Source organism: Oscillospiraceae bacterium (assembly GCA_025758045.1).
Taxonomy (GTDB): domain Bacteria; phylum Bacillota; class Clostridia; order Oscillospirales; family Ruminococcaceae; genus Gemmiger.
Map to the genome: position 1 here is coordinate 1,283,925 of CP107208.1, position 15,613 is coordinate 1,299,537.

14 protein-coding genes, 1 tRNA gene and 1 pseudogene are annotated in these 15,613 nt (G+C 54.8%); 8 read left to right on the top strand and 8 right to left on the bottom strand.

Features of this window, described 5'->3' with window-relative positions; all coding sequences use genetic code 11:
* Positions 1-142 precede the first annotated feature (142 nt).
* Genes OGM81_06125 through OGM81_06135 form a run of 3 tightly spaced genes read left to right on the top strand, consistent with a single transcriptional unit; the run spans position 143 to position 3,041 of the window.
* A complete protein-coding gene (locus OGM81_06125) occupies positions 143-802 on the top strand; it encodes an HAD family hydrolase (protein ID UYJ44699.1) in 660 nt (219 codons plus the stop codon).
* Positions 803-860: 58 nt separating this feature from the next.
* Entirely contained in the window at positions 861-2,063 is a 1,203-nt protein-coding gene (locus OGM81_06130) for a pyridoxal phosphate-dependent aminotransferase (GenBank protein UYJ44700.1), read from the top strand.
* A gap of 9 nt (positions 2,064-2,072) precedes the next feature.
* Positions 2,073-3,041 carry a L,D-transpeptidase gene (locus tag OGM81_06135; protein ID UYJ44701.1) on the top strand — a complete coding sequence of 323 codons (969 nt, stop codon included), beginning with the start codon at positions 2,073-2,075 and terminating at the stop codon, positions 3,039-3,041.
* Positions 3,042-3,123: 82 nt separating this feature from the next.
* Here the strand turns inward: OGM81_06135 and OGM81_06140 are convergent, their stop codons facing one another.
* On the bottom strand, positions 3,124-3,363 hold the full coding sequence (locus tag OGM81_06140) for a phosphopantetheine-binding protein (protein UYJ44702.1): 240 nt from the start codon (positions 3,361-3,363) through the stop codon (positions 3,124-3,126).
* Between the two features lie 94 nt (positions 3,364-3,457).
* Entirely contained in the window at positions 3,458-5,341 is a 1,884-nt protein-coding gene (gene ftsH, locus OGM81_06145; GenBank protein UYJ44703.1) for an ATP-dependent zinc metalloprotease FtsH, read from the bottom strand.
* 622 nt (positions 5,342-5,963) lie between these two features.
* Here ftsH and OGM81_06150 point away from each other — a divergent pair.
* Complete coding sequence (locus tag OGM81_06150; GenBank protein ID UYJ44704.1) at positions 5,964-6,317, top strand: winged helix-turn-helix domain-containing protein; 354 nt, start codon at positions 5,964-5,966, stop codon at positions 6,315-6,317.
* Positions 6,318-6,319: 2 nt separating this feature from the next.
* On the opposite strand, the gene OGM81_06155 is transcribed toward OGM81_06150, so the two are convergent.
* Positions 6,320-7,543, bottom strand: coding sequence for a family 10 glycosylhydrolase (locus tag OGM81_06155; protein UYJ44705.1), 1,224 nt, complete (start codon positions 7,541-7,543; stop codon positions 6,320-6,322).
* Between the two features lie 271 nt (positions 7,544-7,814).
* Here OGM81_06155 and OGM81_06160 point away from each other — a divergent pair.
* Positions 7,815-7,887, top strand: a tRNA-Ile gene (locus OGM81_06160).
* Positions 7,888-7,939: 52 nt separating this feature from the next.
* On the opposite strand, the gene OGM81_06165 is transcribed toward OGM81_06160, so the two are convergent.
* Both OGM81_06165 and treR read right to left on the bottom strand, forming a co-directional pair.
* Complete coding sequence (locus tag OGM81_06165) at positions 7,940-8,155, bottom strand: tyrosine-type recombinase/integrase (GenBank protein UYJ44706.1); 216 nt, start codon at positions 8,153-8,155, stop codon at positions 7,940-7,942.
* Entirely contained in the window at positions 8,152-8,874 is a 723-nt protein-coding gene (treR, locus tag OGM81_06170; GenBank protein UYJ44707.1) for a trehalose operon repressor, read from the bottom strand. The genes OGM81_06165 and treR overlap by 4 nt, the downstream gene beginning before the upstream one ends.
* A gap of 233 nt (positions 8,875-9,107) precedes the next feature.
* Between treR and treP the strand changes: the two are divergent.
* The 3 genes and pseudogenes from treP (at position 9,108) to OGM81_06185 (ending at position 13,333) form a co-directional block, all read left to right on the top strand.
* A pseudogene (treP, locus tag OGM81_06175) lies at positions 9,108-10,511 on the top strand (PTS system trehalose-specific EIIBC component).
* A 41-nt stretch (positions 10,512-10,552) separates the two neighbouring features.
* A complete protein-coding gene (treC, locus tag OGM81_06180) occupies positions 10,553-12,196 on the top strand; it encodes an alpha,alpha-phosphotrehalase (protein ID UYJ44708.1) in 1,644 nt (547 codons plus the stop codon).
* A gap of 213 nt (positions 12,197-12,409) precedes the next feature.
* On the top strand, positions 12,410-13,333 hold the full coding sequence (locus OGM81_06185) for an alpha/beta fold hydrolase (GenBank protein UYJ44709.1): 924 nt from the start codon (positions 12,410-12,412) through the stop codon (positions 13,331-13,333).
* A 251-nt stretch (positions 13,334-13,584) separates the two neighbouring features.
* Here OGM81_06185 and OGM81_06190 read toward each other — a convergent pair whose 3' ends face one another.
* From OGM81_06190 to OGM81_06200, 3 genes are all read right to left on the bottom strand, one after another.
* Positions 13,585-14,775: a sodium ion-translocating decarboxylase subunit beta gene (locus tag OGM81_06190; GenBank protein UYJ44710.1), complete on the bottom strand. Its 1,191-nt coding sequence runs from the start codon at positions 14,773-14,775 to the stop codon at positions 13,585-13,587.
* A gap of 12 nt (positions 14,776-14,787) precedes the next feature.
* Entirely contained in the window at positions 14,788-15,201 is a 414-nt protein-coding gene (locus OGM81_06195; GenBank protein UYJ44711.1) for an OadG family transporter subunit, read from the bottom strand.
* 62 nt (positions 15,202-15,263) lie between these two features.
* Positions 15,264-15,584, bottom strand: coding sequence for a hypothetical protein (locus tag OGM81_06200; GenBank protein ID UYJ44712.1), 321 nt, complete (start codon positions 15,582-15,584; stop codon positions 15,264-15,266).
* Positions 15,585-15,613 lie beyond the last annotated feature (29 nt).

A 15,613-nucleotide genomic window follows, 5' to 3' on the forward strand; every position in this document is an offset into this window, starting at 1 on the left:
TAAAATGTCGAAAGTGACACAGCTTTTCGAGAATTTTACAAGGAATTTCCGGGTTTGAGGGTAAATTGGACAAATTCGCCTTGCTGTTTTTGGCAAATACAACTATAATAAGAAAGAACATGAGAATTTTGAGGTGAATGGAATGTTTAAAACCGTACTGTTTGACCTGGACGGCACCTTGCTGAATACCATCGACGACCTGGCTGATTCCGCCAACCGCGTGTGCAAAGCCCACGGCTGGCCGGAACATGACACCGCACAATATAAATACTTCGTCGGTAACGGCATCCCCAAACTGGTGGAGCGGTTCAGCCCCGAGGATCAGCGCGACCCAGAAACGCTGCAAAAAACGCTGGCCGAATTTGATACAGTATATGGCGCCCACATGCACGACAAAACCGCCCCGTACCCCGGTATGCCGGAATTGTTGGCGAAATTGCAAAAAAACGGCGTAAAGATGGCAGTTTTCTCAAATAAAGCCGATGAATTCGCCCGCGCCGTGGTGGCACGGTACTTCGACAGCAGCCTGTTTGAGATCGTGCGCGGCGCACTGCCCGATGTGCCCACCAAACCCGCACCCCAGGGCACCTGCGCCCTGATGAAAAAACTGGGTGTGACGGCCGAGAGCGGGGAAGTGCTCTACGTCGGCGACAGCAACGTGGATGTGGCAACGGCCCATAACGCCGGGCTGCCCTGCTGCGGCGTGCTATGGGGCTTCCGCACTCAAGAGGAATTGCAGCAGGCCGGGGCCGAGTACCTGGCCGCGACCATGCAAGACTTGGAAAAGGTGATTTTGCAGTAAAAATCAAAAAAACGGGATTCGCAGGAAGAACGGATTTTCGCAAGGGAGTGTTGTTATTATGATCGCACAGCATTATAAAGACATGCTGGGGGCAAAATCGGTCATCCGCCAGATCTCGGAGTGGAGCACCGCCCGTGGCGCCGAGATCGGATACGAGAATGTGTTCGATTATTCGCTGGGCAACCCCTCGGTGCCCGCACCGCAAAAATTTACCGATGTCTGCCTGGATCTGCTGGAGCATGTGGACCCGGTCACGCTGCACGGCTACACGCCCACGCTGACCCTGCCCGACGTGCGCGCTAAGGTGGCCGAAAGCCTGAACCGCCGCTTTGGCATGGACTACACCGGCGACCATATCTTTATGACCACCGGCGCAGCCGGCGCGCTGGCCCATGCGGTGCGCTGCATTGCTGTGCCGGGGCAGAACATCGTCACTTTTGCGCCGTTCTTCCCGGAGTATAAGCCCTATGTGGAGGGTGCAGGCCTGACCCTGCGCGTGGCCCCGCCCCGCTGCGAGGATTTCCAGGTCAACTTTGACGTGCTGGACAGCCTGGTGGACGAGAACACCGCCGCCATACTCATCAACTCGCCCAATAACCCCAGCGGCACGGCCTACAGCGCCGAGACGCTGACTAAGCTGGCTGCTTACCTGAAGAAAAAGAGCGCCGAGTATGGGCACCATATCTTCCTGATCTCGGATGAGCCCTACCGCGAAATCGCCTTTGGCGGCAAGACCATCCCGTACCCCGCTAAATTCTACGATGATACGCTTACCTGCTACTCCTTCTCCAAGAGTCTGAGTGTGCCGGGCGAGCGTATCGGCTATGTGGCGGCCAACCCCCGCTGCGAGGATGCCGCCTACATCGTGCCGATGTGCGGCCAGATCTCCCGCGGCACCGGCCATAACTGCCCGTCGGGCCTGTTCCAGCGCGCCGTGGCCGAATGTCTGGAGGAGACCAGCGACCTGTCTGTCTACGAGACGAACATGGAGCTGATCTACGATGAGCTGAAAGCCCTGGGATTTACGGTCTGCAAGCCGGACGGCACCTTTTACATCTTCCCGAAAGCGCTGGAGAAGGACGCCAAAGTCTTCTGCCAGAAAGCCATGAAATATGACCTGGCGTTGGTACCGGGCGACAGCTTCGGCTGCCCGGGCTACTTCCGCATGGCCTACTGCATCGAGACCGAAAAGGTCCGCCGCAGCTTTGTGGCCTTTGAAAAATTCGTAAGCACCGAGTACGGTGTAACAAAGCAACATTAAGGAGAAACTATGACGATTGTGCGCCGTATTTTGCCGGTACTGCTGGCGGCTGTGCTGCTTTCTGCCTGCGGAGAAACTAAGGATGTGCTCCCGGAAATCGAGCAGGAAGTTAAGCAGGAAGTGGAGACCGTGCTGGAGGAAGTAGAACCCACGCCGGAACCCACCCAGACGCCCGAGGAGGCCAAGACCATGGCATCGACGGCCAGCAACGCCACCAAGGATGCCCCGCAGGTCACCGACCCTTCCACCTGGAACGACGCCGGCAAAACCATCATGGAGGAGCTGGAAAAGCAGTATGCCCCCTACGGCATGACCCTGCAGGCAAAAGAGGGCACACCGTACTTCCTGGCCGTGAACCGCGATGCCAACGTGGTGACGGTCTACACTGCCGACGAGGACGGCCGCTACACGGTGCCCTTTATGGCCATGGTGTGCAGCGGCGGCGTGGACACCCCGCTGGGCTACTATGCCACGCCGGTGGATTACGATTGGCGGCTGCTGATGGGCCCCAGCTACGGGCAGTACGCCACACGTATTTTTGACTCCTACCTGTTCCACAGCGTGCCCTACTATAGCCAGCACAAGGACGACATCGAGTACGATGAGTACAACCTGCTGGGTACCTCGGCTAGCCTGGGCTGCATCCGGCTGGAAGTGGTGGATGTCAAGTGGATCTACGATAATTGCCCACTGGGCACGCCGGTGCTGATCTACGCCGACGCCGAGAACCCCGGCCCCATGGGCAAGCCCGGCACCATCTACACCGACCCCGCCGATACCGAGAAGCGTGGCTGGGACCCCACCGACCCTGACCCGGCCAACCCATGGGATGATGCCTTTGAGACCGGCACCACCATCCGCAGCCAGGCGGCCTGGGACCAGTGGGAGGAGCAGCACGAAAGCTGGCAATCCAGCCTGACCCCCACCGACCTGCAGGGCTGGAGCACTGATTCCAGCGTTGTGGGCACCCGCGGTTAAACCCTTACGCAAACATGAACAAAAGAGCCTGTCCTTTTCAATAAGGACAGGCTCTTATCATTTGCTGCGGGAAGTGTAAAGGTCACAGGTCAGCATTTTCTTCTGCGTCATGAACAAAGCGCCAAAGCTCGCCGATCGTGAAATCAACGCTCAAATCACTTTCATCGATTTCGGTGCCCACGGCTTCGCCCAGCCCCCAGGCCAACTCGACCATATCCTCATGGTCGGCGCCCAAATCGGCCAGCGTTACACCGCGTTCCAGCTCGGATGTGTCGCAGCTGAACTGCTCTGCCAGCAGTTCCTGCAAGTCTTCAAAAGTCACTCTTGTATTGCCCCCTCTCACTGGCAGGTTTTCTTTAATGATACAGGGCAGGACGGCGTTCGTCAAGCAAAAATTGAACAAAAACCATCCAAATTTATAGGCTGTTGTTTGTAGAATCTGCCGGTGTGGCGGCGGGCAATTGCGGCTGTGCGTTCAAAATCCGCATAAACTCCTCGCCGGAGATGGTCTCTTTTTCGTACAGGTACTGGGCAATCTCGTCCAGCTTGCGGCGGTTGTCGGCCAGCAGTTTGTAGGCCTTCTTGTGCTGCTCCTGCACGATCTCCACCACCTTGGCGTCCACGCGGCTGGCGGTCTGCTCGCTGCAGGCCAGGCTGGCGTCGCCGCCCAGATAGGCGTTGTTCACGGTCTCCAGGGCCACCATGTCAAAGTCCTCGGTCATGCCGTAGCGGGTGATCAGGGCACGGGCCATCTTGGTGGCCTGCTCAATATCGTTGGAGGCACCAGTGGTGATGGAGTGGAAGATCAGCTCTTCGGCCGCGCGGCCGCCGGTGAAGGTGGCAATCTTATTCAATATCTCTTCCTTGGTCATCAGGGTGTGGTCGCCGTCCTCCACCTGCATGGTGAAGCCCAGCGCACCCGACGTGCGGGGCACGATGGTGATCTTCTGTACCGGCGCACTGTGGGATTGCAGCGCCGCCACCAGCGCGTGGCCGACCTCGTGGTACGCCACGATGCACTTTTCCTTGTCGTTCAGGATCTTGTTCTTCTTCTGCGCACCGGCCAGGATGGTGTCCACGGCCTCCTGCAGGTCGTACTGGGTCACGGCCTTGCGGTGGTGGCGTACGGCGCACAGCGCGGCTTCGTTGATGATGTTGGCCAACTCAGCGCCGGAAGCACCGGGGGTCATGCGGGCCACAACGGGAAAGTCGCAGTCGGGACCAATCTTGACCTTTTTGGCGTGCAGGCGCAGGATGCTCTCGCGGCCTTTCAGGTCAGGCAGCTCCACGGGTACGCGGCGGTCAAAACGGCCGGGGCGGGTCAGGGCCGGGTCCAGGGATTCCGGCCGGTTGGTGGCGGCCAGAATCACAACGCCCTTGGTGGCGTCGAAGCCGTCCATCTCGGTCAGCAGCTGGTTCAGGGTCTGCTCGCGCTCGTCGTTGCCGCCCAGGCCGCTGGCACCATCACGCTTTTTGCCGATGGTATCAATCTCATCGATAAACACGATGCAGGGCGCTTTTTCGCCCGCCTGTTTGAACAGGTCACGCACCTTGGAGGCACCCATGCCCACGAACATCTCCACAAACTCACTGCCGGCGATGGAGAAGAAGGGCACGCCGGCCTCGCCAGCCACAGCGCGGGCCAGCAGCGTTTTGCCGGTACCCGGAGGGCCTACCAGCAGCACGCCCTTGGGCATTTTGGCGCCGATGTCCTCGTACTTTTGGGGGTTGTTTAAAAAGTCGACGATTTCCTGCAGGCTCTCCTTGGCTTCGTCCTCACCGGCCACGTCGTTGAACTTGATGCCGGTCTTGTCGTCCACCACGTACTGTTTGGCGCCGGACTTGCCACCGCCGAATAGCATCGAGTTAGCGCCGCCCATGCTCTGCATTTTTTTGCCGATGTAGCGGTTCAGCCACCAGAACAGCAGGATCATCGGAAGCAGCGAGATGGCCAGGTTCAGCAGGCTGTCCCAGATGGTAGGACTTTGGTAGACAGTGCCAAACTCGACCCCTGCATCCTCCAGCCGGGTGACCAGGTTGTTATCCTGGGCGATGGCGTTGGTCTTGTAGGAGTTATTCTCGTTATCCACAAAGTAGATCTGCTGATCTTCAATCTGGACGGTGGAAAGCTGCTTGTTCTCCAGCATCTGCAGGAAGGTGCTGTAGTTCACGCTTTTGACTTTGGCCTGCATCATGGCTGGGAACAGGAACAGGTTGCAGGCAAACAAAATCGCGATAATAACGGCATAACCAATCCAAAGTTTCTTTTTAGGGTCCTTTGGAGGTGTGGTCTCTTTCATAGGGGTTCCTCCTTTTCTTGTACATTCTATAGCATGGACTAAAATTTTGAACGGTGTATGAATGGACTTTGAAATATTAGCAAAAAGTGCAAAAATCCCTTTGTTTTGCGGAAAATGAGCCATTAGACAGATGGTGAAAATCTGTTACAATTTATTTACAACTATGAGTTTTAAACAGTTTCGACCGGGTTTTCAACAAGAATCCATTCTTTTACACATTGGAAATGTGGAAAACTATGTTGAAAATGTTGAAAACACGGTTGAATCCCGTGGAAACAACAAAAAACTGTTGGTACAACGAACCTTTTATTCCGTGGAAAACTTTGCAAAACTCGCCGCAACGCTCGGAATCAGCAGGGGAAAAGTCCATCATCTTTGTGGAAAACCTGGTAGTGATTTCTACAGGAAAAAGGTGTAATTTTTGCCATTGTACGATATAACGTAAAACATAAGTTTTCAACACGGTTGGGGAAAACTATGTTGAAAAGTGTAGGAAACCCGGGGGAAAAGTCCCAAATAATCAACAAATAGCTGGGGAAAATAAAAAAATGGCCGGAATTGTAACAAATCCGAAACATCTGTCGTTATTATATATAGTAAATAACAACGAAAGGAAACAGCCATGACGAAAGATATGATCGTAAAAGCGGCTCAGGAGGCAGCGGCCCGGCGCAATGAGGTGTTTGCCCTCAATGACCTGCGGGTAGATTTGACCGCCCGCCGCGTGTGGAAAAACGGCAAGCCTGTGCGGCTCACCCCGCGGGAATATGCCCTGCTGGAGATGCTGATCCGCAAGCGCGACCTGGCGCTGACCCGCGGCGAACTGCTGACCACGGCCTGGGGCTACGAGTATGTGGGCGCCAGCCGCACGGTGGATGTACATATCAACCGTCTGCGCACCAAGTTGGGCCTGGATAAGGAGATACAGACCGTGTTTAAGGTCGGCTACCGGCTGAACACCCAACCGGGCTGCTGAGTTTAGTCGCCGCGCCAGATTTGCGCCACGCTGTCCTGCTCGGCCGCGGCCAGGGTGGGATAGGCGGTGTTGTTAAATAGAGAATCGTAACGGTACAGCCCAATGTAATCGATGCCAAGTGTGTTCAGTGCGGCCAGTTGGTCGGCTAGGCTGTGGCCGGTCGACCACTCACCGGGGGTGTCACTGCCGTCGCCATCGCCGATGCGGTAGGCCCCCAACCCAACGGCCAGGGTAACGTCCTCGGCCCGGGGCAGGGCTGCCCACCGCGCGGCCAGCTGGCACAGGCTTTGAGCTGTGCTGCCGTTTTTGGTGTAGTTTTGCCCCCAATACAGCTGGGGCATCAGATAGTCCACATAGCCGCCCTGTGCCAGCCATAGGGCGGCATCACTGTATTGGTCGGCGTAGCTGCGGTCCGGGTCACCAATGGGTGCGACGCCGAACCGTACACCGTATTGGTGGGCGGTTCGGTAGCACAGGGCCATCAGGGCGTTGACATTTTGCCGCCGCCAATCGTCCAGCGAAAGAGCTGTGCCTGCGGCAGCGTAGTCGTCAGCGTCAAAGGCAGGGTCGGTGGTGGGGTAAAAGTAGTCGTCAAAGTGGATGCCGTCTAAGTCATAGTTATGGCACAGCTCGGCGACGGCATCGGAGATGAAAGCGCGGACCTCGGTACTGGCGGGGTTTAGGTATAAGCCGGTGGAGGTGGTTTTGGTCCATTCCGGGTGGAGCAGGGCGGGACTTTGGGCACACAGTAGAGGCATGCTGCCGCTTTGCAGCCGGTAGGGGTTGATCCAGGCTTCCAGCTGCAGGCCGCGGGCGTGGGCCGCCTGCACCAGCAGGGCCAGGGGGTCAAAGCCGGGGCCTTGCCCCTGGGTGCCGGTGCAAAGATGGCTGAAAGGGTAGTAGTCGCTGGGATAGAGGGCATCGCCAAAGGGGCGCACCTGGACCAGCACCACGGTGGCCCCCAGATCAGCGATATTGTCGAACATGGCGGCAATATCTGCTGAAAAGGCCTGCGCGGAGGAAAAGTCTACCTGCTGCCACTCCAGATAGCTGACCCATACGGCATGGTAGGGCTGGCTGGCTGCAGGCTCTGCGGTGGGCGAGGGCGCAGGCGTGGTATCGGGGACAGTGATGGGGGCGAAACCGTTATGTCGCCACCCCCAGAACGGTGCTGTAAAGTAAATGATAAGCAGGAAAACTGCCCAAAAGAACCCCCTGCGCCGCATGAATCAACGCCCCCTTTTACCGCCATTGTATGCAAAGAAAAGGGGACATACCTCTTGGCAAGGGGAGAAAATTCTGCTATAATATAAAATACAACTGTGCGGGCCATTAGTTCAGCGGTTAGAACTCTCGGCTCATAACCGGCTGACCCAACCGCATCCACTTTCAAATATGATGAAGTGCCGCAGTTTTTACTGAACTTCATCGCCAAAATTTTCGTTTTGGCGATAAGTTGGCGATTTAGCCATCAACAGCACTTCTTCATCATAATAAGGGCCGTTAGCTTAACGGTTAAAGCCACCGGCTCATAACCGGTTCAGTGGGGGTTCGAATCCCTCACGGCCCATAAAAAATAGCGCAGCTATGTTATTTTTTTAAGATAACACGGCTGCGATTCTTTATTTTTCGTACAATTCACGGCTCAACTGATTGCGTATCGACTCCCGGCGTTTTTTGTATTGCTGGGTGTAGATCATTAAAGTCGTGCTCGGCTGGGCGTGACCTGCTTCAGCGGCAACCGTTGCAACACCGATGTCAGGATTCGACATGAGCAGGCTGACAAAGGTATGGCGAAACATGTGTGGGTGAATCCAGCCTGAAAGGGCGATGCTCATTTTTTTCGGGTGGCAACGTCCTGAAAGCAGAAATAATCAGGCTGGTGACGGGACTGCGTAAATTCAAACAGCATCCCGGAGGCATTGAATGTCTGGTCTGTTACAACGGCAACGCAGTCATAGCTGTCCATGGCGAGGATTTTTTCATCCTGCGAGGTTGCGTGTTCCACTGTGATACGGCGCTTACTGGTGATAATCTGCATACCCAGTGTGTTTTCTATATAATCGTAAATGGAGTTGGCCGCAATCTCGGGGGTCAGACCGTGAACAAACTCTGTCAAAAAATAGTTGATATCCAAAATGAGTGCTTTTCCATCCAGATACCGCACACGGCGAATGTACCACAATTCATCGCCCACGGAAAACCCGCTCAGCGAGGCGAGGCGCTCATCGGCAATGACGGTTTTAAATTCCAAAACCTTTGTCACTGCGTGTAATCGGTTTCGCCGCGCGGTTTCCTGAAAAGTTTCTATACCTCCGATGGTAAATGTGGTTTTTCCCACCGGTTGATAAATCACCCGTACTCCGCGCCCCTGCATGGCCTGCACATAGCCATCGTTGGTCAGTTCAGCTATTGCACGGCGAACAGTGTTGCGGGAGCAGGCGTATTCCTCGAGCAATGTATTCTCACTGGGCAGCAGGGACTGATAGGGATAGTCCTGCGCTTCAATACGCTTTTTTAAGCTGTGATAAATTCCTTCGTATTTTGCTTTTGGCATAGCGGAAGTCCCCCTTCAACTTGTTCAAACATTTGATTTAGTATATCGTATTTTCAGCCAAAATTCAAGAGGAGAATTTGTGCGCTGCACCGAATTTCATTCCTACACATAGAATTTCCGGAAAAGCGCTTGACTTGTATGAACAAGTTTACTATACTGAGGCTGTAAGGCAAACTTGTTCACACAAGTTTGAATATCCGCTTTAGCGGAATTCTGAAGGAGGAAAAAATAAAATGGGTAAGCACGAACAGGATGCACGGCTGCTGCTTGAGTATGTCGGCGGAAAAGAGAACATTGCGGCGGTATCTCACTGCGTATCGCGTATGCGCTTTGTTCTGAATGACCCTGCCAAGGCAGATGTTGCCAAAATCGAGTCTCTGAAATCTGCCAAAGGTACATTCACACAGGCCGGGCAATTTCAGGTGATTATCGGCAACACGGTCAACGATTTTTACAATGATTTTATCGCGGTATCCGGCATTGATGGTGTTTCCAAAGACGCCGTCAAGAGCGCGGCCAAGCAGAATCAGAACGCACTGCAAAGAATTATGAGCGTGCTGGCTGAAATCTTTGCCCCGCTGATTCCCGCCATCATCACCGGCGGCCTGATTCTGGGCTTCCGCAACTGTATTGACAGTATTTATTTGTTTGGCAACGGCACACAGACGCTTTGTGATATCAGTCAGTTCTGGTCCGGTGTTGACAGCTTCCTTTGGCTGATTGGCGAGGCCATCTTCCATATGCTGCCGGTCTGCATCTGCTGGTCCGTTACCAAAAAGATGGGCACCACGCAGAGCCTTGGCATCGTTCTGGGCCTGACGCTGGTTTCCGGCCAGCTTCTTAACGCCTACGGGGTGGCCTCCACGGCGGCAGCCGACATCCCCAAATGGGACTTTGGCTTTTTCACGATCAATATGATTGGCTATCAGGCGCAGGTCATTCCGGCTATGCTGGCCGCGTTTACGCTCGTGTATCTGGAGCGCTTTTTCCGCAAAATCTGCCCGCCGGTCATTTCAATGATTGTGGTCCCGTTCTGCTCTTTGGTGCTGTCCGTTATCATCGCCCACACGGTTCTCGGCCCCATCGGCTGGAAAATCGGTTCTGTCATCTCCGATGTGGTTTATGCAGGTATCTCCGGCTCTTTCCGCGTTGTGTTCGGTGCTATTTTCGGTTTTGTTTATGCGCCGCTTGTTATTACCGGTCTGCATCATATGTCTAACGCAATTGACATGCAGCTGATTGCCGACTTTGGCGGCACCATGCTGTGGCCGATGATTGCACTGTCCAACATTGCACAGGGTTCTGCCGTTCTCGGTATGATTTATCTCCAGCGCAAAAATGCCGCCGCACAGGAAGTCAATGTTCCCGCCTGCATCTCTTGCTATCTGGGTGTCACAGAGCCTGCCATGTTCGGCGTCAACCTGAAATATAATTTCCCCTTTATCTGCGGCATGATTGGTTCCGCAACAGCCGCAGTGGTCTGTGTGGCAACCTCCACCACGGCTAACGCAATCGGCGTCGGCGGTATCCCCGGCATTCTGTCTATCCAGCCGACCTATATGCTCAGCTTTGCGCTGTGCATGTTGATTGCTATTGTCGTCCCCTTTGTGCTGACGGTTACCATCGGCAAGAAAAAAGGCGTTGCCTAATTCGGTTCTGAATGTAAGTGGGGTTTGCAATGTACAATTTCAAGGACAAGGTTGTCTACCAAATTTACCCGAAATCCTTTCATGATTCCAACGGGGATGGCTTTGGCGATTTGAAAGGCGTCACCCAAAAGCTGGACTATTTGGCGGATTTGGGTGTGGATTATATATGGCTGACACCGTTTTTCCCTTCACCCCAGCGGGACAACGGCTACGATGTGGCCAACTACCGTGCGGTGGATTCCCGCTACGGCACGATGGATGATTTGGACGAATTGATTCGGGAAGCCGACAAACGCGGTATTGGCCTGATGCTGGATATGGTGTTCAACCACACCTCCACCGAGCATGACTGGTTTCAAAAAGCATTGGCAGGCGATAAAAAATACCAGGACTACTACATTTTCAAGGACGGCGCTCCCGACCGCTGCCCCACAAACTGGGTGTCCAAATTCGGAGGCTCCGCGTGGGAGTATGTGCCGCAGTTGGGCAAATGGTATCTGCATTTGTTTGATGTCATGCAGGCTGATTTGAACTGGGAGAATCCTGCTGTGCGTGCCGAAATGGCCGACATCCTGCGCTTTTGGAAAGCGAAGGGAATCAAGGGCTTCCGCTTTGATGTAGTCAATCTTATCTCCAAACCGGAACTGTACGAAGACGACTTGGAGGGTGATGGCCGTCGCTTCTATACGGATGGCTGCAATGTCGGCAAGTATCTGAAAGAACTGGTGGCCGCAGGCGGTATTGACGGTATGATGACTGTCGGGGAGATGTCCTCCACTACGCTGGAAAACTGCATCGGGTACACATCAGAGAAAAACCATGAACTGACGATGTGCTTCAACTTCCATCACCTGAAAGTGGACTATAAAAACGGGCAAAAATGGGAGCTGATGCCCCCCGACCATGGGGCGCTGAAGCGTTTGTTCCAGACATGGCAGGAGGGAATGCAGGAACACGGCGGCTGGAACGCTTTGTTTTGGTGCAATCACGACCAGCCGCGTGCCGTCAGCCGGTTCGGCAGCGACACGACCTATTGGAGAGAAAGCGCCGAAATGCTGGCCACGGCGATTCATTGTATGCGCGGCACACCCTATATTTATCAGGGCGAGGAACTGGGCATGACGAATCCTCATTTTACCGAAATTGACCAGTACCGTGATGTGGAGAGTCTTAACTACTATAAGATTCTGCGTGAGCAAGGTAAATCCGAGGCTGAAACGCTGAATATTCTGGCACAGCGCAGCCGGGATGACGGCCGTACTCCCATGCAGTGGGACAGCAGCCCTAACGCAGGCTTTACGTCAGGTACGCCGTGGATTGGTGTGGCGGATAACTATAAGAGCATCAATGCTGCGGCGCAGACGAGTGATGCGGATTCGATTTATAGCTTCTACAAAGCGATGGTACGCTTGCGGAAGGAACACCGGGTCATAAGTGAGGGAAAAATTGAATTTCTTTACCCAGATAACACGGACCTGCTGGCTTATCGGCGCTATGGCTCGGCGGACAAGGAAGAACTTCTTGTACTTTGCAACCTGACAGAGCAAGAAATCCGCGCTGAACTGCCTGACGCTTGGGCGACTGCAGAAAAACTGATAGGAAACTACGCAGATAACCCTTCAGAAACTCTGCGTCCGTATGAGTGTGTTGTATTGCATACCACAAAGGAATAAAAAGTAAAGCAGCAAGAGTGTCTACTACGAAGGCAGACGCTCTTGTTGCTTTTTTCGCATTTTTTATATCCAGCTCAAGGGGGCTTTCCGGCAGGGGCTTCGCGCTTATGTTGGCCATGAGAGGACTTGAACAGGAAACAATTGACAAACCACCCTGAATACGTTTTAATGATAGTACAATAAACCTGAAAAAAGCAGAAAAGGGGAACCCATATGAAACATGCCAAGCAAACCCGTGCACCTTGGATTCTGCTCGCCTGTTTGGCGGCCATTGCACTGTGCATAGTGGCAGCTGTTACACTATTACAACCCAACACCAAACCCAAGAACATCGAGATCCCCGGTACGCGGGGCAATATCCCGGCTGCCATCCAGCTGCCTGCCAAATCTGCCCGGGGCGAGGAACTGCCGCTGGTGGTGCTGTGCCATGGCTTTACCGGCAACCGGCAGGGAGACGGCCACTTCGCGCCCCTGGCTGAGGACCTGGCCGCCCATGGCATTGCCACTGTGCGGCTTGATTTCGCCGGCTGCGGCGACAGCACTGAACCTTACGCCAACTACACGCTGGCCAATATGGCGGCGGATGTGGACAGCGTGATCGGCTACATGCAGGCCACCTACGGCACCGGCAAAACGGCGTTGGTGGGCCACAGCATGGGTGGGCGGTTGGCCAGCCTCTACCCGCAGCTGGGGCAGTACCCCGTCACGGCACTGGCCCTCTGGAGCCCTGCCAACGGCACGGGCCTGCAGGGCTTGGAGTTTTTAAACATTGATAACTTTGCCGCCGTGGAAGAACTGGCCGCCCGCGCCGATGCCGAGGGCAGTGTAGCGGCTTGGGGCGTGGAGCTGAGTGCCGCCTACATCGACGGTATGCGGGACAGCGACCCCAACGTGACCCTGCAGGAAAGCGGCCTGCCGGTGCTGCTGACCTACAGCGGCAACGAGCGCATCTTGAGCGACACTACCCAAACCGAAACCAAGGCGGCCGTCGAAAGCCTGCCGGACGGCCAGGTGGTGCTGGACCCCTTCGTGAACGGTGACCACAATTATACCAGCGAGGACCCCGCCACCAACACCCAGCTGGACGCTGACCTGCGCCAGGTTACGGTAGATTTTTTGACGTCCCATCTGCAATAAATACCAATAAGCACAAAAAGCGCCCCCGTTCGGTTGCGGCTCCGAACGGGGGCATAAGGGGTATCGATTGGTGTGAGGAGGAATCATGTTCCAGAATTACGGTTGCGGCTCCGTAACCCTGTGCTTATACAATACAGGACATCTGCTAAAAAACTATGATACTGGTATGAACATTTTGTAAATTGCATAAAGCAAACAAAACCTCCGGCTTTCGGGCCGGAGGTTTTGTTTGCTTGTGGTTTAAGCTGCGATTAGCCAAACATGTTGATCAGAATACCAGCAGCAACGGCGGAGCCGATAACACCGGCAACGTTGGGACCCATGGCGTGCATGAGCAGGTAGTTGCGGGGGTTGTACTCCTGGCCGACTTTCTGGGAAACACGGGCAGCCATAGGAACGGCGGAAACACCGGCGGAACCGATCAGCGGGTTGATCTTGCCGTGGGTGATGACGCACATGATCTTGCCCAGGATGACGCCGCCAGCGGTGCCGACACCGAAAGCAACGATGCCCAGGACGATGATCTCGACAGTCTGGATGTTCAGGAAGGTAGAAGCGTTGGTGGTGCAGCCAACAGAGAAGCCCAGGAAGATGGTGATGATGTTCATCAGTTCGTTGCCGGCGGTCTTGGTGATACGCTCAACAACGCCGGACTCCTTCATCAGGTTGCCCATCATCAAGCAGCCAACCAGGATAGCAGCATCCGGCAGGGTCAGGGCAACGATGATGGTAACGATGATGGGGAAAAGGATCTTCTCGGTCTTGGAAACGCGGCGGGGTGCGGTCATGACGATCTGACGTTCTTTTTCCGTGGTCAGGGCCTTCATGATAGGCGGCTGGATAACAGGCACCAGCGCCATGTAGCAGTATGCCGCAACCGCGATGGAACCCAGCAGGTGCGGGGCCAGCTTGGTGGTAACATAGATAGCGGTGGGGCCGTCAGCACCACCGATGATGCCGATAGCACCGGCTTCCTGGTTGGTGAAGCCCAGGATCTTAGCGCCAACGAAGGTGAAGAAGATGCCCAGCTGAGCAGCAGCGCCCAGCAGCAGGCTGGAGGGACGTGCGATCAGCGGCTCGAAGTCGGTCATGGTACCGATGCCCAGGAAGATCAGCGGGGGATAAATACCTAGCTTGACGCCTAAGTAAATGTAGTCGACCATGCCGCCGGAAGAACCCAGCAGCGCCCAGTCAATGTGGTTTGTCTCATTGATGAAGATGTCCATGTGGAAGATGCCGTCCAGGGGCAGGTTGGTCATCAGCATACCAAAGCCGATGGGCAGCAGCAGCAGAGGCTCGAACTGCTTGACGATGGCCAGATACAGCAGCACGCAGGCCACGGCGAGCATGACGGCGTACTTCCAGCCGCCCTCGGTGAAGAAGATCTGTGCCCAGCCGGACTTGGCAAAAATCTCCGAGATGTTGGTTAAAATAGCACCCATTTCCAGACCTCCTTACATAAAGGGCGTGGTATGCTCACGCACACCGGCGTCGCCCCAGGAACCACGGCGGGAGCCTGCGGCGGGCTTGGAAACGCGGCGGATGCCGTGGATCACAGCGCCGGAACCCATCACAGTAGCAACAGCGGCAGAAATCGCAGCAATGACCTCGCCGGGGATGCCGCCATTGTCAGCCTTAGCAGCGGGGGCAGCGGGCTTGGCAGCAGGTGCCGGGGCAGCTTTGGCAGCCGGTGCGGCAGGGGCCTGCGGCTTAGGATCAGCAGGTTTTTTGTTTTTCAGGTCGAAGAGCTTGCCCTCCAGGGTAATGATGAGGCACAGGGCGACCAGCATGGCAAAAACCAGGGTAATACTGGTCAGCACCACGGTGCCGTCGCTGGCTTCCAAGGCAAGCAGAGCGAGGTTGGGCATGGGATTTCCTCCTTTTTGGATGAAGCATAAAACTCTTTTTAACAAAAGGGCATTTATCTGTATTATAGCACAATGTGAATTATTTTGGTAGATTTTTTTGCAAAAAATTTAACATACCCGTAAATTTGCCCAAGTTCGACCGCAAAGTTCAATTTGTTGGCAAGCGCTGACCACGTACAAAAAACACATGCCTGTAAAACATGCATAAAAATCAACGGAAATTTTTGCAGCTGCAAGCCAAAACTGACAAAATGCAGCAAACTGTGGCAATTCCCCTTGACCGTGGGCGCAGACAGTGCTATCATAGCGGCAACACAACAAACGGCAAAGGCGCCGGACGGGATAGCAAGCTCCCGCCCGGCGCCTTTTGTTGTTGGTTGCAAAATGCAGTGCCGCATTGTGCGAGGCGACG